The sequence below is a fragment of the Pseudomonas sp. PAGU 2196 genome, from assembly GCF_022179005.1.
In the GTDB taxonomy this organism is placed as follows: Bacteria; Pseudomonadota; Gammaproteobacteria; order Pseudomonadales; family Pseudomonadaceae; genus Aquipseudomonas; species Aquipseudomonas kermanshahensis.
The window spans coordinates 97,170-121,999 of record NZ_BNTL01000020.1 but is presented as its reverse complement, the minus strand read 5'-3'; the positions used below and the strand labels follow the sequence as shown (position 1 = coordinate 121,999).

Here is a 24,830-nt window from a genome sequence, read left to right as displayed (position 1 = left end):
CGAGATGGGCCAGTTGCAGTCCAGCATGCGCGACATGACCGTGAGCCTGCGCGAGCTGATCGGCGGCATCGACCAGGGCGTCGGCCACCTGTCGCAGGCCGCCTCACAGCTGGCGGCCAGCAGCGAAGACACCAAGCTGCGCATCAGCCAGCAACGTGAAGAAACCGACCAGGTCGCCACCGCCATGAACCAGATGAGCGCGACCGTGCAGGAAGTCGCGCAAAATGCCGAGCAGGCCTCCATGGCCGCGACCAACGCCGACCAGCAGGCGCAGATGGGCGATCAGGTGGTGGCCGAAGCCATCGGCCGCATCGAGCAACTGGCCGGGCAGATGGACCATTGCCTGGCGGCCATGCAGCACCTGGCGGGCGAGAGCCAACGCATTGGCAGCATCCTCGATGTGATCAAGTCGGTGTCCGAACAGACCAACCTGCTTGCCTTGAACGCGGCGATCGAAGCGGCACGGGCCGGTGAAGCCGGGCGTGGCTTTGCCGTGGTGGCCGATGAGGTGCGGGGTTTGGCCCAGCGTACCTCTACGGCAACCGAAGAGATTGGGCAGCTGATCGACAGCCTGCACAGCGGTACTGACGAAGTGAACCGTTTACTGGACAGCAGCAAGAGCCTGACCGAGCAGAGCGTGGAGCTGAGCCGCAAGGCCGGGCATGCGCTGGGGCAGATCACCGACACGGTGTCGAGTATTCAGGGCATGAACCAACAGATCGCCACGGCCAGTGAAGAGCAAAGCGTGGTGGCCGAGCAAATCAACCGCAGTGTGCTTAATGTGCGCGATGTGTCGGACCAGACCAGCGCGGCCAGTGAACAGACGGCGGCGTCGAGCGGGGAGCTGGAGCAGTTGGGGCGGCAGTTGCGGGGGATGGTGGGGCGGTTCAGCCTTTAATACTGCTTGTGTTCATGCGCCCCATGTAGGAGCAGCCTTGTGCTGCGAAGAGGCCGGTAGACTACCCGTGATCTTCGCAGCGCTTACCGGCCTCTTCGCAGCACAAGGCTGCTCCTACAGGGCTGTCGTCACAGTACCTGCCGCAGAAACGCCTGCGCCCGCGGGTCCTTCGGTGCATCGAAGAACTGCGCCGGCGAGGCATCTTCCAGCAACTTGCCGTGATCGAAGAACAGCACCCGGTCCGCCACTTCACGGGCAAAGCCCATTTCGTGAGTGACGCAAACCATGGTCATGCCTTCCTGGGCCAGGGTCTTCATCACGTCCAGCACTTCACCGACCATTTCCGGGTCGAGCGCCGAGGTCGGCTCGTCGAACAACATCACCTTCGGCTCCATCGCCAAGGCGCGGGCGATCGCCACCCGCTGCTGCTGGCCGCCAGAGAGGCGCGACGGGTACTCGTTGGCTTTCTGCGATATACCCACTTTCTCCAGCAGCGCACGGGCCTTGGCCTCGCGCTCGGCCTTGCCGCGCTTGCGCACGACTTTTTGCGCCAGGCACAGGTTTTCCAGCACGGTCATGTGCGGGAACAGGTTGAAATGCTGGAACACCATGCCGACTTCGCGGCGGTAGGCGTTGATGTCGGTCTTCGGGTCGGCCAGTTGCAAGCCGTCGATGGCGACAACGCCTTCGTCGAAATGCTCCAGGCCGTTGAGGCAGCGCAGGAAGGTCGACTTGCCCGACCCCGAGGGGCCAAGCACCACCACCACTTCGGCCTTGGCCACACGCGTGGTGACGTTGTCCACCGCACGCACAACGTGGCCGCGGGTGTCGAAGACTTTTACCAGATCACGGACTTCAATCACTTTGCGCAAGCCTCCGCTCGAGCCGGCTGGCCAAATGCGACAGCGGCAGGTTGATCAGCAGGTACAAGCCTGCCACGCAGAACCAGATCTCGAACGTCGAGAACGAGGTGGTGATGGCCTCGCGGCCGCTCTTGGTCAGTTCGGTGATGGCAATTACCGACACCAGCGAAGTGTCCTTGACCAGGCTGATGAACTGGCCAGCCAAGGGCGGCAGCACACGCTTGAAGGCCTGGGGCAGGATCACGTGGCGCATCGACTGGCTGGCATTCAAGCCCAGCGAACGGGCCGCCTCGTTCTGGCCGCGGGCAATGGACTGCACGCCAGCACGCACGATCTCGGCGACATAGGCGCCGGTGAACAGCGCCAGCGCAGCCACCCCGGCGAACTCGCGGGACAGGTTGAGCACAGTGCCGATGAAGAAGTAGAAGATGAAAATCTGCACCAGCAGCGGTGTGCCGCGCACCAGTTCGACGTAAACGGTCGACAGGTCACGCAGGGTCGGGTTGTTCGACAGCCGGCACAGGCCCGCGAACAGGCCGATCACCAGGCCCAGGGCACCGGACACCACCGACAGCCACAAGGTGGTCCACAGGCCCCACGCCAACGGGCCTGCCGCCCAATGGCGGGTCACGCCGATCTGGTCGCCCTCGGCAACATCATCGCCACGGCTCAGCAGCAGGCTATTGCTGTCGACGTCGAGCACCTGCTCGGCGCCCCCTTCTTCCTTCAGCGTTACGCGGGCAGTGTCACCGGAAACGACGATGTCCTGCACGGTGCCGTAGCCGGCCGCGCGCTGGGCTTCTTCGGCCTGGTAGGCAAAGTACTGCGGGACGCGGTTCCAGCGCCACTCGTAAGACATCATCGAGGTGGCCAGGTACAGGCTGACCGCCAGGCCCACCAACACCAGCGCGGTCAGCGCGTGCCAGGGCCACTGGGCTTTCTTGTGTTTGATCACGTGGGGTACTTCCGTAAATGCGAACGCGCAGGGTTTGCCTGCGCGTTGGGGTCAAAGGCTGGGCTTGTGGCCTGGGCCTTATTCCATTTCCTTCAGCCAGTCCTTGTTCTTGAACCACTTGTCGTGGATACGATCGTAGGTCCCGTCATGCTTGATCTGGTGCAGGAAGTTGTTGATGAAGTTGATGCTGTCGTAATCGCCCTTCTTCAGGCCGAACGCCAGTGGCTCGTAGGTGAAGGGTTCTTCGAGGAACAGCAGCTTGCCAGCGCCGGCCTTTTCCACCGCTACCACGTTGTACGGGGCATCGTAGACGAAGGCATCGGCCTTGCCGTTGACCACGTCCATCACCGCTTCCTGCTCGTTGTCATAGCCGTGGTACTTGGCTTTGCCGATCAGCTTTTTGGAAACCATCTCGCCGGTGGTGCCGAGCTTGGAGGTGATGCGGTACTTCTCGTTGTTCAGGTCTTTGTAGGTCTTGATCTCGCCTGCCAGCTCCTTGCGGATCAGCAGGGTCTGGCCGACCACGATGAAGGGTTCGCTGAAGTTCAGGCGCAGGTTGCGTTCCTGGGTCAGGGTCATGCCGCTGCCGATCATGTCGAACTTGTTGGTCAGCAGGGCTGGGATGATGCCGTCATAGGCGGTAGAGACCGTCTCCAGCTTGACACCCATGGACTTGGCCATGGCCTTGAGGATATCGACTTCGAAGCCGATGATCTCGCCACGCTTGTTGGTCATCTGGAACGGCATGTAGGTAGGGTCCATGCCCACTTTCAGGGTGCCGCGCTTGACCGCGTCTTCGATGGCGCCAGCCTGGGCTGCCGAGACCGCGACCAGGGCGGTGACACCGACCAGCAGTCGCGAAAGGTATTTCTTGATCATCACCAAGTCCCCTAGCAAGAAAAGAAGCAAATCTTATTGTTGGCACGGCCGTACGGCCGAAGCGTTCTATCGGAGAGGGATGCTAACGCATGGCGGCCCGGGGACCTAGAGCTGGGGGGGACTTTGTTGGCCAAAATCGAGTAGCGGGGGATATTGCTGGCGAGGGCTTCGCCCTCGTTTCGCGGCACAAGGCCGCTCCTACAGAGGAATGCATATTCTGTAGGAGCGGCCTTGTGTCGCGAATGGGCCGCAAAGCGGCCCCGGGGTCTATCAGGCGCCGACGAGTGCCGGTTGGCCTTCATTCTCAGGATGCAACGGCAACAACGGCGAGTGCGGGTCGTTGTCGATCGACGCACGCCACACATCGATCCACACCGCGTTTTGCCCGGCCCAGACCTGCTCATGCAGGCGCGACAAGGCAACCGGGTCGCTGAGCAAGGCCAGGCGGGTGCTGAGGTCGAGCCCTTGCGGCCCCACTTCCAGCGCCTTGGCCACACGCTCGGCACGCAGCGCTTCGATCGGCGCTGCCTGGCCATGGCGAGCCGTCGCCATGGCGCAGGCCAGGGCGTTCTGCCGTGGGTCGACCACTGCCCGCACGAAGCCGTCATGCAGGGCATGCCAGCGGTTTTCGTGGGTGTACTGGTCGGTTGCCAGCAGCTCTTGCGGCGTGGCGTATTCCTCAGGGATCAGGAACAGCTTCTCGTCCTTGGCCGCCAGGCCCAGGCGGGTACGGCTGGAAATCACCGACACCGGGATCGACAGCACCAGCGAACCCACGATCGGCGCCAGCCACCACAGGAAGCTCGGGTTCAGCCAGGCCACCAGCGCTGCCCAGGCAAAGCCCAGCAGGGTTTGCGGGCCATGGCGGCGCACAGCCTCGCTCCACGGCGTGGAGTCGTCGTCACGCTGCGGCGAGTTCCAGGTCGCGGCCCAGCCGAGGAACGCGGCCAGCACGAAGCGGGTGTGGAAGATCATGCGCACCGGCGCCAGCAGCATGGAGAACAGCATCTCCATCAGCATCGACAAGGTGACCTTGATGCGCCCGCCAAACTCGACCGCGCCCTTGGCCCAGATCAGGATGATGCTGAGCAGCTTGGGCAGGAACAGCAGCACGATGGTGGTGGAGAACAGCGCGACGGCCTTCTCCGGGTGCCATTGCGGCCACAGTGGGTAAAGCTGGTACGGCTCGATGAAGTACTGCGGCTCCATCAAGGTGTTGGTCGCCAGCAGCGCCGTCGACAGCACCAGGAAGAAGAACCACAACGGCGCCGACAAGTACGACATCACGCCGGTGAGGAACACCGCACGGTGCACCGGGTGCATGCCCTTGACCAGGAACAGGCGGAAGTTCATCAGGTTGCCGTGGCACCAGCGGCGGTCGCGCTTGAGTTCGTCGAGCAGGTTCGGCGGCAGCTCTTCGTAACTGCCCGGCAGGTCGTAGGCAATCCACACGCCCCAGCCGGCACGGCGCATCAGCGCGGCTTCGACGAAGTCGTGGGAGAGGATCGCACCGGCGAACGCACCCTTGCCCGGCAACGGCGCCAAGGCGCAGTGCTCGATGAACGGCTTCATGCGGATGATCGCGTTGTGGCCCCAGTAGTGCGACTCGCCCAGCTGCCAGAAGTGCAGGCCGGCGGTGAACAGCGGGCCATACACGCGGGTGGCGAACTGCTGCATGCGCGCATACAGGGTGTCCATGCCCGACGCCTTCGGCGCGGTCTGGATGATGCCGGCGTCCGGGTTGGCCTCCATCAGGCGCACCAGGCTGCTCAGGCACTCGCCGCTCATGACGCTGTCGGCGTCGAGCACGACCATGTACTTGTACTCGCCACCCCAGCGACGGCAGAAGTCGTCGAGGTTGCCGCTCTTGCGCTTCACCCGGCGCCGACGACGGCGGTAGAAGATGCGGCCAAAGCCTTTGGTCTCGCGGCACACGTCCAGCCAGGCCTGTTGCTCGGCCACGGCGATGTCGGTGTCGTTGGTGTCGCTGAGCACGAAGAAGTCGAAACGGTCGAGGTTGCCGCTGGCGGCCACCGACTCGAACGTTGCCCGCAGGCCAGCGAACACGCGCGGCACATCTTCGTTGCAAATCGGCATGACCAGCGCGGTGCGTGCCTCGGGTGCGATCGGCTCATTGCCGGCACTGCTGCCGGAAATGCGGTACTTGTCGCGCCCGGTAAGCAGCTCGAGGAAGCCCATCAACGCGGTCCAGAAGCCCGCCGACACCCAGCAGAACAGGATGCCGAACAGAATCAGGATGGACGTCTGCAAGGCATACGGCCAGACCTGCACGACGGTATCCCACAGCGGCTGGTTGACCACCTCGTCGAGGTCGACGAACGACCAGCCCTGGTACGGCAGGATGCCCTTCATGTACCAGCCGGCAACGATGGTCTGGCCGATCATCAGGGTCAGCAGGATATAACGGCGGATCGAGCCGACCGTGCGCCAGCGGGCCTTGGGCAGCTCGCGCTGCTCTGGCTGCGGCGCGTTGGTGCGCCCGGTCATGCGGCGCCACATGCGGATCAGCACGTTGGTGCGCCAAGGCTCGGGCACGACACGGGTGCGCTTGATCGGCGGTGCGATTTTCAGGCACAGCCGGCCGCTGCCGTCGACGCCGAGCATTTCGGCGTCTTCGAGTTCGGCGGCGCTGCCCACGGTCAACCGCGGGCCCACCGAAGCCTGCACGGCCTCGGCGGCGTTGGCGGCCGGGTTGGCCGCCAGGCGTTGGTGCAGCTCACTGAACGAGGTGCAGCTGGCGAGTTCCGCGCGCTGCTCATCGCTCAGTGGGAGGTGGGCCAGGTATTCGCCAAGCGATACCGGCCTTGCGCTTGAGTTACTCATCGGCAGGCAACTGATAGGTCCAGGTCTCGGTCAGCACTTTTTCGGTGGTGGCCGGGGTACCGTTGGTGGACGCCGCATCGGCGGCAGGTTGTTCGGCCTTGGCGTCTTTCTCGGCCTTGGCATGCTTGGCAGCGGCCTTGTCCTGCTTGGCGTCCTTGGCAGCAGGCTTGGCAGGCTCGACAGGCACGTCGCGCACCAGCGCAGCGCGCATTTCCGTCGATTTGTTGGCTTCCTTGACCTTCAACCGCAGGGTCAGGCGCCAGCCTTTGCTCTCTGGGTTATAGCGCAGGTTGTTCTCGACCACCTCGGCGTTGTCGCCGACGCTGACCTGGCTACGTACCGCGGCGTCTTCCGGCAGGGCTGCCAGGTTGGCACCGGCGAAGTCGACGATGAACGCCACGCTGCCGTCAGGCTGACGGATCAGGTTGGACTGTTTGACGTCGCCCGTGGAACGCAGGGTCTGGGTAACCGAGGCCAGGTCCTGGGCCTGGAACTGGGCTTCCTGGATGGTCCAATGCAGGCGGTAGTCGTACTCGAATGGCTTGCCTGGCTCCGGCAGGGTCTCTGGGCTCCAGAAGGCCACGATGTTGTCGTTGGTCTCGTCGGCAGTCGGGATTTCGACCAGGTCGACGGTGCCCTTGCCCCAGTCACCTTTTGGCTCGATCCAGGCGCTTGGGCGCTTCTGGTAGTTGTCATCGAGGTCTTCATAGTCCTTGAAGTCGCGATGACGCTGCATCAGGCCGAAACCACGCGGGTTCTCGACGCTGAAGTTGCTCACGGCCAGGTGTTTCGGGTTGTTCAGCGGGCGCCACAGCCACTCGCCGTTGCCGGCATGGATGGACAGGCCTTCGGAGTCGTGCAGCGCCGGGCGGTAGTTCATGACCCGGGAAGGCTGGTTAGGGCCGAACAGGTACATGCTGGTGAGCGGCGCGATGCCCAGGCGGCTGACGTGGTCACGCAGGTAGACCCGCGACTTGACGTCGACCACGGTGTCGCTGCCCGGACGCAGGGTCAGCTTGTAGGCACCGGTGGAGCGCGGCGAGTCCAGTAGGGCGTAGATCACCAGGTGCTTGTCGGTAGCCTTCGGCTTCTCGACCCAGAACTCGGTGAACCGCGGGAACTCCTCGCCCGACGGCAGCGCGGTGTCGATGGCCAGGCCACGGGCCGACAGGCCGTACACATGGCCCTTGCCGACCACGCGGAAATAGCTGGCGCCAAGCAGGGTCATGATCTCGTCCTGCTTGTCGGCCTTGTTGATCGGGTAAAGCACGCGGAAACCGGCATAGCCCAGGTTCTTGGTGGTTTCCGGGTCGTGCGGCACGTCACCGAACTCGAAGCGGCTCGGGTCGTACTTGATTTCTTCGACCTTGGTGGCGGTGACTTCGTTGATTTTCACCGGGGTGTCGAAGTGCATGCCCTGGTGGTAGAACGACAGCTTGAAGGGGGTCTTGTCCTTGGCCCACTCGGCCTTTTCCTGCAGGAAGTGAATCTTCTGGTAGTCGGCGAACTTCATGTCGCGGAACACCGCAGGCAGATTGCTCTTCGGTGCTTCGTACTTCTGGCCGGCCAGATCCTTTGCCTTGGCTGCAACATCGTCAAGATTGAATGCCCACAGCTGGCCCGCGTTCATCAGGCCGACCAGTGCCACACTGGCCATCAGGGCCTTACGTAGCCGAATGCCGGGGATTCTTGATGCTTTATGGGGACTAACAATCACGAGCAACCCTCGCCGAAAACAGATCATGAAACCAACGGCCAGCGACTAATGCCGGGTTGGCGAGCACTGTTCGGACCCCGTGAGGGCGTAATGATTCCCCAAACGGATCCAGACAATGCTCGAGTCAGAGTGAAACGAACCTGCGAACGCAGGTCCATGCAGCGCGCGATTATCCAGCAGGTCGCGTGACAACGCATCAGGCTGGACTAACTATTTATCGTACAAAACCCCTTGTTCTCCTACAAACAAGGGGTTTTTGACCTCATATTTGTAACATAAATGTTACGGGGCCATCATTGACCAGGTGCACCTGCATGTCCGCACCGAAGCGCCCACTCGCCACCTCGGCGTGCTGGCCCTTCGCTTGCGCTAAAAGATAGTCGAACAACTCGGCACCCAGGGCAGGCGGTGCTGCCGTCGAGAAGCCCGGCCGCATGCCGCTGCGCGTGTCCGCCGCCAAGGTGAACTGCGACACCAGCAGCAAACCGCCCCCGACATCCTTGAGCGACAGGTTCATCTTGCCCTGCTCGTCGCTGAATACGCGATAGTTAAGCAGCTTGTGCAACAGCTTATCGGCATGTTCCCGGGTATCTTCAGGTTCGACGGCCACCAGCACCAGCAGGCCCTGATCGACGGCGCCGACGATCTCGCCGGCCACCTCTACCCGCGCGCCACGCACGCGTTGCAACAGCCCCTTCATGCTTCTTCCAAGGGCAGGTCGAGCAAACGCCGGGCCATCTGGTCGGCGGCGCGCACCAGGGCATCGGTGATGCCGGGTTCGGAGGCCGCATGGCCGGCATCGCGAATGACTTTCAGCTCACTGTTGGGCCAGGCCTGGTGCAGGGCCCAAGCGTTGTCCAGCGGGCAGATCACGTCGTAGCGGCCGTGCACGATCACCGCCGGCAGGTGGGCGATCTTGGGCATGTCGCGGATCAGCTGGTCCGGCTTGAGGAACGCATTGTTCATGAAATAGTGGCATTCGATGCGGGCAATCGACAGCGCCCGCTGCGGCTCGGAGAAGCGGTCGACCACCAACGGGTTGGGGCGCAGCGTAGCCGTACGGCCTTCCCAGGTGGACCAGGCCTTGGCGGCGTGCATCTGGGCGATCTGGTCGTTGCCGGTCAGGCGCTTGTGGAAGGCCTTGACCAGGTCGCCGCGCTCTTCTGGCGGGATCGGCGCAATGTAGTCCTGCCAGTAGTCGGGGAACAGGCGGCTGGCGCCTTCCTGGTAGAACCATTGGATTTCCTGCGGGCGGCACAGGAAGATGCCGCGCAGGATCAGGCCGTGCACCCGCTCGGGGTGGGTCTGGGCGTAGGCCAGCGCCAGGGTCGAGCCCCACGAGCCGCCAAACAAGACCCACTTGTCGATGCCCAGGTGCTTGCGAATGCGTTCCAGGTCTTCGACCAGGTGCCAGGTGGTGTTGTTCTCCAGGCTCGCGTGGGGCGTGGAGCGGCCACAGCCGCGCTGGTCGAAGGTGATGATGCGGTACAGGTTGGGGTCGAAGTAGCAACGGCTCTGCGCGTCGCAACCGGCGCCCGGGCCACCGTGGATGAATACCACGGGCAAACCTTCCGGCGAGCCACTTTCGTCGACATACAGCACATGCGGCGCTTCCACGGCCAGATCGTGCCGGGCGTAGGGTTTGATCTGCGGGTAGAGGGTCTGCATTGCGCACTCCGTGTGAGGATTAAGTCTGCCGTTGGGCATCATAAACCTGAATTGCGCTTTGAGCATGTCCTGTTGCCATCCTTGGCCCTATCACACCCGCGGGGCGGATGGCGGCGCCCGTCAGCCCGGTAAAAACACATAACTACCTCAGTGGCCCCGGCCTGCTGAACATACTTGCGAGCCCACCCAAGCTTGGAGGCTCTTGCATGAACCCGTCTTCCCCTACCCCCTCGCGCAACACGCCTTTGCACGCCGCACGGATAGGCCAAGCCACCCCGCCATGGCTGAAGGCTGCCTCCAGCGAGGTGTACCAGTCGCTACGCGACGCGCAGGGCAAGGTACCGCCGTGGTTTGCAGCAGCGCTGCAGGATCAACCAGACATCGCACGCGCGCTGGCTCAGGAACATGCCCAACACCGCAGCCACGCAGCGCAGGTCCAGGCGCTGTTCGCCTCGCTGCCAGACCTGCACACCTTCGCCAGCGAGCAACTCACACAAGCCATCAAGGCACGCTTCGACCTGGATGTTGAGGTGTCCAGCACCTACCTGGTCGATGCCAGGCTGATCCAGACCGAACACGCAATCGATGCCCGACACGCCGTCGACCGGGCAACCCGGTCGCTCCTGCAATGGGCATTGCACAATTTTGATGCTGACGCGTGCGCAGTGGACGGCATGGATGCGCCGCAGGCCTTGCTGAAAAAGTCGGTGGTGCTGGACCACCTGCGCTTCATGGGCACCGTGCCGTTGACCAATACCGTGGCGATTCCCGCCCACGCGTTCGCCGAGCTGTGCCGTACCTTGGATATCGGCGGGCGCTATCACAAGCAGGTCTATGACATTTACTACCCGGCCCCGACCGGCGACCAAGGGCCCTATGATGCGGCCCTGCACGTGTACGAAACACTCGCCCGTGCCGAGCAATCCGCGTTCAGGCAAAGCCTGCACAGTGCCTGGTTGCACGGGCATATCAGCCAGGCCCTTTATGACGCGGCGCTGGCCGCCCCGCTGGACGCGCCTCTGCCGCACACGGGTAGCTCAATCACGTTCAGCCTGCTGACATTGTGGGAGGTCGAAATTGTCGGCATGGCAGTGCTGCAGTTGCAGCCCGACAGTGGCTCGCAAAACGCCAGGGTCGCACTGTACAACCCCGACGACCCACACACCCCGCTGAAGGAATACGCCTCTTTCGACGCACTGGAAGCCGCGCTGCGCGACGCGCTGCGACTGGACATCCATTACCTGGACAACTGCCTGGCGGACCGGGACAAACCGTCGATCCTGCAAAAGCTTCAGGACCGGTTGACCCCCATGGGCTGGAGCACCCGCGGCCTGCATGAACGGGTCACAGACCCGCAGGCAACGCTCGAACCAATACCGCACAAGGCCAGGTACTCGTTTCTAGGCACCTTGGTGACACAAAAGGTGGCCCGTCATGAAAAGGACGCCCTCTTCCGGGCCGTCCCCACCTGGGCTGTCGACCTACTGTCTGCCAAGCGTCACCGAGAGGCCATCGCCGGGAAAGTACTGACCACGCTGAACATCGCGGGCTTTTTCGTCCCCGGCCTTGGCGAAGCGATGCTCGCGGTGTGCATCGCGCAGCTGGGTTACGAAGTCTATGAGGGCATCGAAAGCTGGAGCAACGACGACAGAGCGCAAGCCCACCGCTACCTGATCGATGTGATGGAAAACACCGCTACCCTGGCTGCCTGGGCGGCGGCGGGCTATGTCGTGAAGGAAGGGATCGGTGCTGTGCTGGCAGGTAATCCAGAGGCCCCCGTGCTTGAAATCCCCGAAGTGGATACCCCTTCTTACATCGAGGAACTCGAAGAAGTCGATTTGCCGGATGGCGACACCCGGTTGTGGAAGCCCGACCTTGCCCCCTTCACCCACGATACGCCCTTGCCCGCGGGCCTTGAGCCGGATGAAACCGGGCTGTACAGCCATGCCGGAAAGCGTTGGTTGATGCTGGAAGGCAAGCTCTATGCCGTGAAGCAAACCCAGCCGGGCAATGCCTACCGGATCGAACACCCGCGCAGGCCCCAGGCCTACACACCGGCCTTGCAGCATAACGGCGCCGGCGCCTGGCTGCATGAGCTGGACAGGCCCCTGGCGTGGGAAGGCTTGACGCTGTTCCGGCGGGCCGGGCACCTTTCTGCGGCGTTCGATGAAGCAACAGCGACACGAATCCTGCAGGCCTGCGGCATTGACGAAGCGGTGTTGCGCCGGTCGGTCGCTGACAGCCAGCGCCTGCCCGCGCTGCTGGAAGATACCTTGACCCGCTTCAACCTGGACCAGCAGATCGGGCAATTACCTGCAGACGCTGCACCAGGCCTGCCAGGTGCCGAGTTCGAAAGCCGCTATCGCCAGCTACCTGCCACCCAGGCCCCTGGCGCCAGTGTGATCCAGCACATTTATCCACAGCTTCCCGACACTATCACCCAAGAGTTGTTGCGCAACGCCAACCCGCTTGAGCTGCAACAGTTAGTAGCTGGGCGAGTGCCCCTGCGCATTGGACAAGAGATCCACCTTTATCAGGCGAACGTCCGGCTAACGCGTGCGTATGAAGGGGTGTATCTGCAGAGCCTGCGCAACTGGGACACCGATCAACTGGTCGTGCAGACGCTCGGGCAACTGCCCGGCTGGCCAGCCGATATCACCCTCGTGCTTGAACAGCGCCAGCACTCGCCCAGCCAGCTCACGCGTATCGGGCCGCCGGACGGGCCAGGCAGCACCACGATCGTCAGCGCCAGAGCAGGCTATATCGTGCTGGGCAATGACCACCAGGATGCAGTGGTGGTCGCGCACAACGCCCTGTACGGCGCGCTGTTCGAGGTTCTGACTGCCGCTCAACGCGAAGCGCTGGGTATCGTCGACGAGCAAGGCCTCAGGCAGTTGGTTCAACAGGCGCCGCCGATGTCACGTTCAGCCCTGCGCAAGCTGCTCGGCATGCAAGCCGTGCGCCCAGGCTTCCGCTCGCCACTGCGCCTGGCCGATGGTCGGCTGGGCTACCCCCTAGGCGGCATGCGCCCCCGCGCCGCGAGCATTTCACGGCACACCTTGCTTAGCTCGATTCGGCAGATAGGCCAACACGCCCCCAACCCCCGGCCTGCCGAGCAGATTCTCACCGCGCTGGAGCACAGGGCCCTCACCCGCGCCGAGATCGAAGACAGGCTCAACACCTTGCTGGAACAACGCGATGAGCTGCACAGCCGGCTGGACGACTGGCGACAAATAGCGGCGCTGGCGCCTCGTCAGGCCCCGGATGACTTAGAGCGGGTGTTGAATGCAATCGCTCAGCATTGGTACGAGCGCGCCTTCCTCACGCCCACCGACATGGCGCCGCCCCTTCGCCTGGAACGCCTGTCGCTGGATGATTTCCCGCTCAACCTGCCGGAATTCTTCACGGCCAACGTCACTGACCTACAACTGATCGAAACAGCCCCCGAACACTTTGCTGGCTGGAGCCATCACGCCCCCCACCTCAATGGCCTGCTGCGGCAGTTCGCAAACCTGCGGTCGCTGGAGATCAGCCGCGCCTACCGGCCTGATGCCTTGCCTTCGCCGTTTCAGTTCAGCCTGCCAGTGATTGCCCAGCACCTGCCCGCGCTCGAATCGCTGAGCCTGACCCATCAGAACCTCTCGCTGTCCTCGACCGACATCGACAGCCTAGCCGGGCTCACTCAGCTGCGTCGGCTGGACCTGAGCGGCAACCGCTTGTCCGAGCAGTATCCGCCGCGTTTCAACGAACTGTCATTGGACTACTTGGGCCTGGATAACCTGGCGCTGGACCACTGGCCAGAGGGGGTAGGGTTCAACGCCGTGACCCAAATACGTCACATTGGGCTGCGCAATAATCAGATCACGATGCTGCCACGCTTCCTGCTGGACAACCGAATCAACCTTACTGATCACGCCGTGCTCTCACTGCAGGGCAATAACCTGTTCGAGGACGACCTGCTGCGCGTGATGATGAGCGAAGATGGCCGCGCCTCCCGCTTCGAGGTGGACCGCAGCGAAGCCTTCAGCGCCCGCCTGACCCTGCAACTGCAACGTCGCCAGCAGTTACGCAATGTCATCGACGACTACGTGAACGCCTCCAGCTCAAGCGCGCCGGTCAGCCAGGCCGTGATGGCCACCAGGACCCGTGTGGCAACGGCGTTGAACGAGTTCTGGCATTACCAGGAGATCGGGCTGACGCGGGCAGCCCTGCGCCTGAACGACATTGCGCTCGAGCATTTCCCCAGGCTGTTGCCGGCATTTTTCACCGAACAGGTGCATAACCTTGCGCTTGAGCGGGTAAGCGGCTCTACCGCTCAGCTTGATGGGCTGTTCCGCCAGTTCCCGCAGGTGACGCGCCTGTCTGTCGATGCCTACCAGCAGGCAGAGCAGACACTGCCTTCGGCCCTGCTGCGCCTGCCCGGGCTGACTGACATTGCCTTGCGCAACGCTGGCCTGGTGATCGACCAGCAGGTGATCAATGCGCTGGGGCGGCTGACCACGCTCAATTCGCTGGACCTCACAGGCAACCGCATGGGGCTGATCACAGAGGCGCCGGCAGCGCTGCAAACACTGCGCCGCCTTGACCTGAACGCCATGGCCCTGGAACAGTGGCCGAGCTGGGTAGACAGCCTGCTGCCGCTGGAGCTGTTGGACCTCAGTGAAAACCGCCTCACCGAATTGCCTGCGCACATCCTGGCCAACCTCGACAACAACTTCCCCATCAGCTCGATCTTGCTGTTCAGCAACCCGCTCAGCGACGAAGCCGTCATGCGCGCTCGCGCGTCCTCGGATAGCCAGCACAGCTTTACCTTTGGCATCGACCTTTCAGACAGCATGAGTGAGTCCTCGACAGAAGGTGCGATGGCCGGCCACTTCCACTTACCCTTCCTGGACCCGGCTGCCGATGCGCCCAACCTGCAAGACTGGCTACTCGCCTCGGACGTCGAAAACGAAGCCCTGAAGGATTGCTGGGACGCCCTCCAGGCATCGGGCAATGCCGGGAACCTTCTGGCGCTGGTAGGCCGCCTGCGCAATGCCGCCCCTTACCAGAATGGCAAAAGCCGTGTGGCGTTCTGCGCGCGGGTGCGCAAGGTGCTGGTGAGTGCGGTGGTCAACCCGGACGACCTTGCGCTGTTCAACCATCAGGCCAGTGAGGCATTGCTGCAGGAAAACGGCGACCAGACCTGCCACGACGGCGCCTTGCTGGTGTTCCAGAATATCGAGCTGTATATCGCCAACCAGCGTCTGCAGTTCGATGCGGCAGATACCGAAGGCAACCTCTATCGGGAACTGCGCCGTCTGTATCGCCTGCAGGCGCTGGATGAAATCGCCAAAAGCGAGACTGCCCGCCGGGATGAAGCAGAGGTGCGCCTCACCTACCGACGCGAGCTGAACACCCCGCTTGACCTGCGCCAACCCGAAGACACCCTGCGTTACGCGATCAGTGCCAGCATCGATGAGTTGGCGCATGCCGAGCTGCAGGTCCAACGCGGCGAGCTTGGCGAGGATTTCCTGAATTTTGCGGCCGCCAACGCTCGGTGGATCCAACATTTGCGCCAGGCCTACGCCAGTCGTTTTGCTGAAATCGAGCAAAGCTACCAGGCTCAGGTAGCGGACCTGCCGGATCAGTTTCCGGACAGGCCCCTCGATACCCTTACCGAGGCGTTCACGGCCCTGGAGCGAAGCAAGCAAGCGCGCGAGGCACGCCTGATTCGCGAACTCACCTCGTTCGCCAACCCAGACCGCAGGCCACGTTCCTCGACTGAGTAGCCCCACCCGGCAACCGCCGCAGGTAACTAACTACCACTTGGCGATAAGCCCCCGAAGACAGACTCCGACACTGACCAATCAATCGGAGTCTCTCATGCCTGCCATCACTGCCCCTGCCGGAATCGTCGGCGACGACGCCATCAACCCCGCCTACTCACTGATCACAGGGCTCGTCCCCGATTGGTTCAAGGCACTGCCGGCGCACCAGTACGCGGCCTTGCGCAGTGCTACCCAGCAGCCGTTGGACTGGTATGAACAGGCATGTCTGCAGATGCCGGAGACCGTCGCGACCTTTCACGCCGAGCATGCCCATTTCCGCTGGCTCGAATCCCAGAAGCAACACGCCTTGGGGCAACTGACCACACTCGAAGCCTTCGCCGAACCCCTGCTCAAAGCAGCCATCACACAGCGTTTTGGGCTGGAGGTGGACGTTCGCCGGGCCGTCCTGTTCCACCCCAAGCTTGCGGACGCCCCCTGGTCTTTCGCGAACTTGTCGAAGGACCCAGCAGTGGAGGCCGCCGCCGCCGTGCGCCGAGCCACCCAGCCCTTGCTGACCGCCGCGCTGCAAAACTTCGTGGCTGGTGACACTCAGGCTGGGGGAATGGACCTGAGACGTATGAAAGCAGTCATCTACGACCCCGCCAATGAGGACCACACGCTGGCGATCGCCCCCCATGAGTTCGCCGCACTGTGCCGGGAACTGGACCTGGGCGGGCAGTACCAGAAAACCCTCGAAGCCGTTTTCAACCCCGCCTCTTCGACCGACCAGGCACCGGGTGCAGCAGCCTTCAATCAGCTCGGCCTGCTCAAACGGTGCGAAAGCTCGACGCTGAAGCTGCATGCCTGCGTGGCGTACATGAAAAAGCACATCAGTGAACGCACGTATGGTTTGCTGCTGGACGTTGCGGATAACAAGCGCGTTGTGCAAGACGCCAGCCCACTGCTGAGCCGTAACCTGCAACTGCGGGATGTCGACCTGACCGGCGTGGTGGCCATCGGCCCGTCGGACGACCAGGGCGGCCTGCACGGCCCCTTCACGGTCTACATTCCCGAAGACCCGGTGTGCCCTCTCAAGGAATACGCCTCCACGCTCGACTTCGTCAGCGACTTGCGCGACCGAATGTTCAGCCCAGGCTACCTGGACTTCTTCCGTGGCCTGGTGGCCGATGAGCAAGCCGACGCCCTGTTCGCCACCCTTACCGATCGCCTCTATCCGCTGGTGTGGGCCGAGGGCGGACAACTGAAGGTTCGCCGCCCGGATCGGCAGGCCAAGCTGCACGTGCGTATGCACGACTACAGCCAGTCATTCCTGACCGAGTTCACCCTGCGCAAGGTTCAAAAACTGCGAACGGATGCGCTATACCATGGCGTGCCCACCGCCGTGATGGACGAAAAGGCACTGGAAGCGCGCCTCGCGTATTTCGCTGGCGGGGTGCTGCAGGCACTGAACATCGGCGCCTTCTTCGTGCCCGTGCTGGGCCAGGTGATGATGGTTGTCACCACCTTTCAGCTGGCCTATGGAAGTTACGAGGGTATCGAAAGCTGGAGCCGTGGCGAGCGTGAACAGGCCTTTGGTTACCTCATGGACGTGGTCGAGAACGTCGCCTTGTTCGCCGCACTCGGCGCCGCTGGTGCCGGGGCTGGCACCACGCCCGCCATCGAGCGAATACCGGTCGAAACTCCATCGTTCATCGAAGAGCTACAAAGCGTCACCTTGGCCAATGGCAAGACACGCCTGATCAAACCCGATATCACGCCCTTTGCCCATGACATCCTGTTGCCCGCTGGGCTAAAGCCTGACGCGTTCGGCCTCTATCACTACCAGGGCAAGACTTGGCTGGCGCTGGAAGACCGCGTCTATTCAGTCAAGACCTCGCTAGGCAACCCACCCCAACAGCGCATCGAGCACCCGACCAAAGCCATCAGCTACGAGCCCCTGTTGCGCCACAACGAAGCCGGTGCCTGGCAGCATGAGTTCGAGCGCCCGCGCCAATGGCAGGGTCACACGCTGTTCCGACGCTTGGGGCCTTCGGCCAGCGGGTTCTCTGAAGAAACCACCCGACGCATCCTTGCCGTCAGCGATACCCATGAATCCGTCCTGCGCCAGGTCCTGACCGAAAACCAGCGCCCGCCAGCATTGCTGGAAGACACCCTGCGCCGCTTCAGGCTGGACCATGAGGTGTCACAGGACTTGGCCGGCACAGACGCGCACACACGCATCACTGCCTTTCAAGCGCGCTACCAGACACCGCCCGTCGATCAGGCCCCCAGCACCCAGACCATTACCCGCCGCTACCCCGCGCTGCCCATTGGTATCGCGGACGAGTTGGCGCGCCATGCCAGCCCAGCGGAGCTGGAGCAGTTGCTGGCGGGCAAGGTCCCGTTGCGTCTGGCTCAGGAAATCCATACCTACCAACAGCAGGTACGCCTGGCGCGCGCCTACGAGGGGCTCTACCTCGACAATGTGAACAACCCGGACACCGACAGGCTTGTTTTGCACAGTGTGGCGCGCTTGCCTGGCTGGGCTGACGAAATACGCATCGAGTTACGCCAAGGCAGGTTCACTGGCCCCTTGATCGACCAGGTAGGCGCGCCAGACGGGCCTGTTCGCAAAGTGCTGACTCAACACGCCGATGGCTACCACACCTACGATGGCGAAGGACACGAACTGCATGGGCGCGACACGATCTACTCGGCCATCTTGCATGCATTGCCTGACGCGAACCGGGCAGCGCTGGGCTTTCCCAATACCTGGGAAGGCCCCGCGCTCAAGCAGCGCGTGCAGCAATTACCGTTACTGCCACGGCCCGAGTTGCGCAAGGTGCTCCACATGCAACCGGCCAAACCAGGCGCAAACTCGCCCATGCGCCTTGCCGATGGACGAGTGGGCTACCCATTGAGCGGCCGCGGCGCGCTCGCCAGCACGGTCTTGAGGGAAGACCTGCTGTATTTGATTCGGCTGCTGGCGCTTGAGCAAGACACGCAGAGCGCCGAAGCGGTACTGGCCGCCCTGGAAGGCGCAGGGCTGTCACGCGTGCAGATCAGCGAGCGCTTGAGTGAGCTGATGGCCGAACGTGATGCCCTGGACCAGAGCTTGACAGCCTGGAGCGACGCGGCCCTTGATCTGCCCGACCTGCACAGGCGTCTGGACAGCCGAACCCGCATTCAGGACGCGCTATGGCAGCATTGGCAGGCCACCCACCTACCGGAAATTGGGCGGGGCGCTGCCACGCTGCGCCTGGATCGCATCCTGCTGATCGACTATCCCGCACAGCTGCCCGCCTTTCTCGAGCAACGCATCGTGCGTTTGCACTTGGTTGACTACCAAGGCACGGGCCTTCTGAACTCACACACCCTGGGCGCAAACATCGGCCCTGAACTGCAGGCGGTAGACAACTTCCTGCAACGCTTGCGGCACCTCACATCCCTGGAAGTCAGCAGCCCTCAAGGGCTCACCTACAGCACCTTGAACCTGCAACCCCGGCAAGCATTTGCGACACTGCGCGAATTGCGGCTGCACGACCTGCAACTGGGCCTGAGTGGCGGTTACATGGCAGGGTTGAGTGACCGCTTCCCGAACCTGGAGGTGCTTGACCTGAGTGGCAGCCCGATCAACTACTTCGAGGACACGCCGGACATCGGCAATGTCCGTTTAGGTTATCTCGGGCTCGACCGCACGGGGCTGGAGGGTTGGCCTGCCTGGCTCAACAGCCAGTCGCTCACCACGATCGATCATCTCTCCCTGCGTGACAACGCGCTGACCAGCGTGCCCGACGAACTCGCCCTTGCACCACGAACTGCGCAGCCACGTGGGCGCATATCCTTGCAAGGCAACCTGCTGTCGCGTCGAGCTATCCTGACGCTGTTGGCAGATCAGGCCCCCGAGGCCAGGCAGTTCGAACTGGCATTCGACACCCCTCCCAGCATTCAGCAAAGTGCCCAGGCCTACCGGCGAGATCAACAGCAGGTGCGGGCCATCTTCGACAACTGGGCCAATGCCTCAAGCTCGTCCAACCCCTTGAGCGAACAGGCAACCGCAGCCAGAAGGCAAATCGGCGAGGCATGGCTTGCGTTCATGCGCACTGACTTCCTTGGGACCACGGGCCCATTGCAATTAACCGACATTTCGCTGGATAACTTCCCACCGCAATTGCCGCCGCACCTGTACGCCCGCGTGCGCGAACTACAGCTGCTGCGCATGACCGCCACCCGCGAGCAGCTCGATAGGCTCCTGGGGCACTTCACACAGCTGGAGGCACTCACCCTCGATGGCCACGTTGAACCGACTGGCGCGCTTCCCAACTTGCTAGCGTCCTTACCGAATCTACACCACCTGACAATACGTGTAGAGGGCGGTCAGATCGATGACGACGCCATGGCAATGTTCGCGCGCATGCCCCAGTTGCAATCGCTCAATCTGGAAGGCAACCGCCTGGCCGCTTCTTTCGACAATGAGAATCTGCGCACGCTGGGCAATCACCTGACCCGGCTCACCTTGGCAAACACCGGCCTGCAAACGTGGCCAGAGTGGGTAGAAACCCTTCTGCCCTTGGACATTCTGGACCTCGACGACAACCAGATCGTCAACCTGCCGGACAACATCCTGTACAACCCGCGCAATGACCATGCGCACACGGAAATATCCCTGCGTGGCAACCCGCTAAGCGATTTCACGATGTCCCGCGCCCATGGCTCTGAAGCGCGCAACAGGTCGTACAGTTTTCTGATGGACCTGCCCGACGAAATTCTTCAGGAGCATTGGCGCGAACGTCACGACTCGGACAGCGAGTCCGATGACAGCGACGATGATGACAGCGTCGGTTCCGGCGACCATGGCCATGCCCACAGCCCCGCCCTGGAACCTGAAATGGATGCCCCCGACGTCGATGACTGGCTCATGGCAAGAGTGGAGGAAAACGAAGCGCACCGCACGGTGTGGGAGACGCTGCAGCAGGGCGGCGAAGCGCCGGCATTGCTCGAGCTAGTAGGCCGCCTGGCGCACACGGCCTCATACCGCACGCTAGGCACCCGTGCCGATTTCGTCGCGCGCGTCTGGCGCATTCTGGAGGTCGCCGGCAACAGCGCCGAGGAACGTGCACTGTTCAACGGCATGGCCCACGCGGGCGTCGAGCGCAATGGTCAAGGGCTATACCAGACCTGCCACGACGGCGCCTGGCTGGTGTTCAACCAAATGGAGATCAAGGTCTTCACCGAACAGGCACTCAAGGCGCTGCCCGAGCAGTCTCGCGGCCAGGCGCTGTATCGGCTGGTATTGCGCCTCTATCGGCTGGAGGCCGTCGAAACCATCGCCCGCGAACGGGCCGGTACCAGGGACGAGGCCGAAGTGCGCATGGCCTACAAGCTGAACCTGGCAGAGGCTTTGGAACTGCCGCTGGCACCCAAGAAAATGCTCTATCAGGCCTGCGCCAACGTCAGTCCCGCAGAGCTGGATGCTGCTCGCACGCAGGTACTTGCAGATGAAAGTGGCGACCCGTTCCTGACATTTGCCGCCCGGCAGGATGCCTGGGTCGACTACCTGCGGGAAACCTATGCGGAGCGTTTCGCCGTATTGGCGCAAGCCTACCAACAGCGCGTGCTGGATGCGCCAGATGAAACACGGGAGCCCGGCGGTGCCAGCCCGACCCTGGAAGCACTGGCGCCGCTGTTCGAACGCCTGAAGCTCGAATACGAACAGAAGGTCGCCAACCTGATACGCGAACTGACCATCACCGAAAGCAACAGGTACGCTTGACGACTGTTGAGCGGCGCGCCGCGCCGCTCAACATCCGCTTACCTTCCGTAGCGCTCCTGGCCCCAGGCCAGCAGTGTCTCAAGCAGCGCGCGCAGCACTGCTTGGGTCGGCTGCGCCAGCTCTTCGCGGTACGCGAAGGGTTTCACTTCTTCCATGTAGGTGCTCTGCGCCAGTTCCAGCTGCACAGCATGAATGTGCTCGGCCGGGTTACCGTAATGCCGGGTGATATGCCCGCCTTTGAAGCGCCCGTTCAGCACATGGCTGTAACCCTGTGCCTCAGCGCACGTCCCCTGCAGCCGCTCGGCCAGCTCGGCATCGCAACTGGCGCCGTTGAAGGTGCCCAGGTTGAAGTCCGGCAGCTTGCCGTCGAACAGGTGCGGGATCAGCGAGCGGATCGAGTGGGCATCCCACAGCAAGGCGTAGCCGAACGCCTCGCGCAGGCGCGCCAGCTCGCGCTGGATCGTCTCGTGATAAGGCCGCCAGATCTGTTCCAGGTAGACCTTGCGCTCGTCCGCGGAGGGTTCCTTGCCGTTTTGGAAAAGTGGCTCACCCTCGAACAACGTGGCCGGGTACAGCCCCGTGGTGGCCCCGGCGTACAGCGGCTTGTCGTCATCCGGGCGGTTCAGGTCGATGACGAAGCGTGAATACTCCGCCGCCACCACGCTGGCACCCAGCTCACGGGCGAAAGCGTACAGGCGTGGGATGTGCCAGTCGGTGTCGGGCAGGCTCTGCGCCTGGTCGACCAAGCCCTCGCGCACGGCCTGGGTCAAGCCCAGACCGGCGTGGGGCATGCTGATCAGCAGGGGCAGGCGGCCCTGGTGAAAACTCAGTACCTTGTCCATTGCGCCTCGCTCAATTGGATATTTCATGGCCCCGGCGCACCACGCGCTTGGGCAGGTCGCCGCCGAGCCAGTAGGCCAGGTCGGCGGGGCGTTCGATGTGCCAGGCGACGAAGTCGGCCACCTTGCCGGCTTCAAGCGAGCCGTGGCTGTCGCCCAGGCCGAGCGCCGTGGCGGCATGGGTGGTCACGCCAGCCAGCGCTTCTTCCGGGGTCATGCGGAACAGCGTGCAGCCCATGTTCAGCATCAGGCGCAGCGACAACCCTGGCGAGGTGCCGGGGTTGAGGTCACTGGCCAGGGCAATGTTCACCCCGTGGCGGCGCAAGGCCTCCATCGGCGGCAGCTCGGTCTCGCGCAGGAAGTAGAAGGCGCCCGGCAGCAGCACGGCGACAGTGCCGGCCGCGGCCATGGCAATGGCGTCTTCCTCGGTCATGAATTCCAAATGGTCGGCCGACAGCGCCTGGTAGCGCGCAGCCAAACTGGAGCCGTGCAGCGACGACAACTGTTCGGCATGGAGTTTGACCGGCAGGCCCAACTCATGCGCCTTGATGAATACCCGCTCGACCTGGGCCGGGGAGAACGCCAGGTGCTCGCAGAAGGCATCCACGGCATCCACCAGGCCCTCTGCGGCCAAGGCCGGCAGCATCTCGTCGCAGATATGGGTGATGTAGTCGTCGGCCCGGCCAGCGTACTCCGGCGGCAGGGCGTGGGCCGCCAGGCAGGTGGCGCGCACCGACAGCGGCAATTCGTCGGCCAGGCGCCGGGCCACGCGCAGCATCTTGCGCTCGTTGGCCAGGTCCAGGCCGTAGCCGGACTTGACCTCGAGCGTGGTCACGCCATCGCGCATCAATGCCTGAACCCGCTGGCGAGCACTGGCGAACAGCTCATCCTCGCTGGCCGCGCGGGTGGCCCGCACGGTGCTGGCGATGCCGCCGCCTTGCGCCGCGATTTCGGCATAGCTCACGCCTTGCAGGCGCTGCTCGAACTCGCCGCTGCGGTTGCCACCGAACACGGCGTGGGTGTGGCAATCGATCAGGCCAGGGGTGACCCAGGCGTAGCCCAGGTCCACCGTACGCTCAGCCTCGACCGGCCGCAGCTCGCTGCGGGGGCCGATCCATTCGATCAGCCCAGCGCAGGTGACGATCGCCGCGTCCTCGATGATCGCGTAACGCCCGTCCACCATGGTTGCCGCATGGCAGTGCTGCCAGAGGGTTCTCATTTGCAAATCTCCTGTACTAGCGGTGCAGCTCGGCCGGCGCCTGGGCCGCCTTGCCCTGCCCTGCCCGCGGCTTGCACCACAGCAGGTAGGACGCTACCAGGAACACCACCCAGACGACACCGACCAGCAACGCGGCCTGGGTATCCGGGAAGTAACCGAGCACGCCAAAGATGAACACCATGAACGCGATGGCCATGGCGGGGCCATAGGGCCAGAACGGTACCGGGAACGCGAGCTGCGCGGCTTCTTCGCGGCTCATGCTGCGGCGCATGGCGACCTGAGTGACCAGGATCATCAGCCACACCCACACAGTGGCGAAGGTCGCGATCGAAGCGATCAGCAGGAACACGTTCTCGGGGATCAGGTAGTTGAGCAACACCCCAACCAGCAGCGCCGCGCCCATGACCACCACGGTCATCCACGGCACGCCGTGCTTGGACAGCTTGCTGAAACCACGCGGAGCGTGGCCTTGCTGGGCCAAGCCATACATCATGCGGCCGGCGCCGAAGATGTCGCTGTTGATCGCCGAAATCGCAGCGGAAATCACCACCACGTTGAGCACTGCCGCTGCCGAACCGATCCCCAGGTTGCTGAAGATCTGCACGAACGGGCTGCCTTCGCTGCCGATCTGCGGCCACGGGTACAGGCACATCAGCACGAACAGGGTCAGCACGTAGAACAGCAGGATGCGCAGTGGCACGGCATTGATGGCCTTGGGGATGACCCGTTGTGGGTCCTTGGCCTCACCGGCGGTCACGCCGATGATTTCGATACCGCCAAAGGCAAACATGACCACCGCGAAGGAGGCGATCAGGCCGCCGACACCGTTAGGCATGAAGCCGCCATGCTCGACCAGGTTGCTCAAGCCGACGGCATGCCCGGTGCCCACCTGGCTGAAGCCGAAGGCCATGATGCCGAGGCCGGCGAGGATCATCGCGACGATGGCGCCGACCTTGAGCAGCGACAGCCAGAATTCCATTTCGCCGAACACTTTGACGTTGCACAGGTTCAGGCCGCCAATCAGGAAGACGATGCCCAGCACCCAGATCCAGCGGGCCACTTCAGGGAACCAGAAGCCCATGTAGATACCGAAGGCGGTCACGTCGGCGATGGCGACGATGACCATTTCGAAGGCGTAGGTCCAACCGAGGATGAAGCCGGCCATAGGGCCGAGGTAGGTCGTGGCGTAGTGGCCAAAGGAGCCGGCGACCGGGTTGTGCACGGCCATCTCGCCGAGGGCGCGCATGACCATGAACACGGCGGCGCCGCCGATCAGGTAAGCCAGCAGCACGGCGGGGCCGGCCATCTGGATGGCAGAGGCGGAACCGTAGAAAAGCCCGGTACCGATAGCGGAGCCGAGCGCCATGAAACGGATGTGCCGGGCCGATAGCCCGCGCTTGAGACCTTGAGCTTGTTGCATGTCAC

13 protein-coding genes are annotated in these 24,830 nt (G+C 63.2%); 3 read left to right on the top strand and 10 right to left on the bottom strand.

What is annotated here, in order from left to right; genetic code table 11:
• The first annotated feature begins 4 nt into the window (after positions 1-4).
• Entirely contained in the window at positions 5-898 is an 894-nt protein-coding gene (locus tag MFF34_RS28340) for a methyl-accepting chemotaxis protein (protein ID WP_371097099.1), read from the top strand.
• Between the two features lie 128 nt (positions 899-1,026).
• Here MFF34_RS28340 and MFF34_RS18055 read toward each other — a convergent pair whose 3' ends face one another.
• The 7 genes from MFF34_RS18055 to pip form a co-directional block, all read right to left on the bottom strand.
• Positions 1,027-1,761 (bottom strand): amino acid ABC transporter ATP-binding protein, encoded by a 735-nt coding sequence (locus MFF34_RS18055; RefSeq protein ID WP_027592407.1) that lies wholly within the window; start codon positions 1,759-1,761, stop codon positions 1,027-1,029.
• Entirely contained in the window at positions 1,754-2,716 is a 963-nt protein-coding gene (locus MFF34_RS18050) for an amino acid ABC transporter permease (protein ID WP_027592406.1), read from the bottom strand. The genes MFF34_RS18055 and MFF34_RS18050 overlap by 8 nt, the downstream gene beginning before the upstream one ends.
• A 78-nt stretch (positions 2,717-2,794) precedes the next feature.
• The gene (locus MFF34_RS18045; RefSeq protein ID WP_027592405.1) at positions 2,795-3,592 is read right to left on the bottom strand and encodes a transporter substrate-binding domain-containing protein; all 798 of its coding nucleotides are present in this window, start codon (positions 3,590-3,592) and stop codon (positions 2,795-2,797) included.
• 273 nt (positions 3,593-3,865) lie between these two features.
• Positions 3,866-6,439, bottom strand: coding sequence for a glucans biosynthesis glucosyltransferase MdoH (gene mdoH / locus MFF34_RS18040; RefSeq protein WP_238215643.1), 2,574 nt, complete (start codon positions 6,437-6,439; stop codon positions 3,866-3,868).
• Positions 6,432-8,156, bottom strand: a complete 1,725-nt coding sequence (locus tag MFF34_RS18035) for a glucan biosynthesis protein G (RefSeq protein WP_216642083.1) — start codon at positions 8,154-8,156, stop codon at positions 6,432-6,434. The genes mdoH and MFF34_RS18035 overlap by 8 nt, the downstream gene beginning before the upstream one ends.
• Positions 8,157-8,418: 262 nt before the next feature.
• Complete coding sequence (gene dtd / locus MFF34_RS18030; RefSeq protein ID WP_186677192.1) at positions 8,419-8,856, bottom strand: D-aminoacyl-tRNA deacylase; 438 nt, start codon at positions 8,854-8,856, stop codon at positions 8,419-8,421.
• Positions 8,853-9,824, bottom strand: a complete 972-nt coding sequence (pip, locus tag MFF34_RS18025) for a prolyl aminopeptidase (protein ID WP_027592401.1) — start codon at positions 9,822-9,824, stop codon at positions 8,853-8,855. The genes dtd and pip overlap by 4 nt, the downstream gene beginning before the upstream one ends.
• Before the next feature lie 206 nt (positions 9,825-10,030).
• Between pip and MFF34_RS18020 the strand changes: the two genes are divergently transcribed.
• Both MFF34_RS18020 and MFF34_RS18015 read left to right on the top strand, forming a co-directional pair.
• Positions 10,031-15,595, top strand: a complete 5,565-nt coding sequence (locus MFF34_RS18020; RefSeq protein ID WP_238215641.1) for a dermonecrotic toxin domain-containing protein — start codon at positions 10,031-10,033, stop codon at positions 15,593-15,595.
• 94 nt (positions 15,596-15,689) lie between these two features.
• Positions 15,690-21,347 (top strand): NEL domain-containing protein, encoded by a 5,658-nt coding sequence (locus MFF34_RS18015; RefSeq protein WP_238215639.1) that lies wholly within the window; start codon positions 15,690-15,692, stop codon positions 21,345-21,347.
• Positions 21,348-21,385: 38 nt separating this feature from the next.
• Here MFF34_RS18015 and hutG read toward each other — a convergent pair whose 3' ends face one another.
• The 3 genes from hutG to MFF34_RS18000 are packed head-to-tail and all read right to left on the bottom strand — an operon-like array spanning position 21,386 to position 24,825.
• Complete coding sequence (gene hutG, locus MFF34_RS18010) at positions 21,386-22,189, bottom strand: N-formylglutamate deformylase (RefSeq protein ID WP_238215637.1); 804 nt, start codon at positions 22,187-22,189, stop codon at positions 21,386-21,388.
• A 10-nt stretch (positions 22,190-22,199) separates the two neighbouring features.
• Positions 22,200-23,405, bottom strand: coding sequence for an imidazolonepropionase (hutI, locus tag MFF34_RS18005; RefSeq protein WP_238215636.1), 1,206 nt, complete (start codon positions 23,403-23,405; stop codon positions 22,200-22,202).
• Positions 23,406-23,421: 16 nt separating this feature from the next.
• Positions 23,422-24,825: an amino acid permease gene (locus MFF34_RS18000; RefSeq protein WP_027592397.1), complete on the bottom strand. Its 1,404-nt coding sequence runs from the start codon at positions 24,823-24,825 to the stop codon at positions 23,422-23,424.
• Positions 24,826-24,830: the final 5 nt, after the last annotated feature.

Excerpts from the sequence above, each read along its gene's own strand:
- MFF34_RS18000 (WP_027592397.1), bottom strand. The coding sequence starts at position 24,825 with ATGCAACAAGCTCAAGGTCTCAAGCGCGGGCTATCGGCCCGGCACATC.
- hutI (WP_238215636.1), bottom strand. The coding sequence starts at position 23,405 with ATGAGAACCCTCTGGCAGCACTGCCATGCGGCAACCATGGTGGACGGG.
- MFF34_RS18020 (WP_238215641.1), top strand. The coding sequence starts at position 10,031 with ATGAACCCGTCTTCCCCTACCCCCTCGCGCAACACGCCTTTGCACGCC.
- hutG (WP_238215637.1), bottom strand. The coding sequence starts at position 22,189 with ATGGACAAGGTACTGAGTTTTCACCAGGGCCGCCTGCCCCTGCTGATC.
- MFF34_RS18015 (WP_238215639.1), top strand. The coding sequence starts at position 15,690 with ATGCCTGCCATCACTGCCCCTGCCGGAATCGTCGGCGACGACGCCATC.
- mdoH (WP_238215643.1), bottom strand. The coding sequence starts at position 6,439 with ATGAGTAACTCAAGCGCAAGGCCGGTATCGCTTGGCGAATACCTGGCC.
- dtd (WP_186677192.1), bottom strand. The coding sequence starts at position 8,856 with ATGAAGGGGCTGTTGCAACGCGTGCGTGGCGCGCGGGTAGAGGTGGCC.
- MFF34_RS28340 (WP_371097099.1), top strand. The coding sequence starts at position 5 with ATGGGCCAGTTGCAGTCCAGCATGCGCGACATGACCGTGAGCCTGCGC.
- pip (WP_027592401.1), bottom strand. The coding sequence starts at position 9,824 with ATGCAGACCCTCTACCCGCAGATCAAACCCTACGCCCGGCACGATCTG.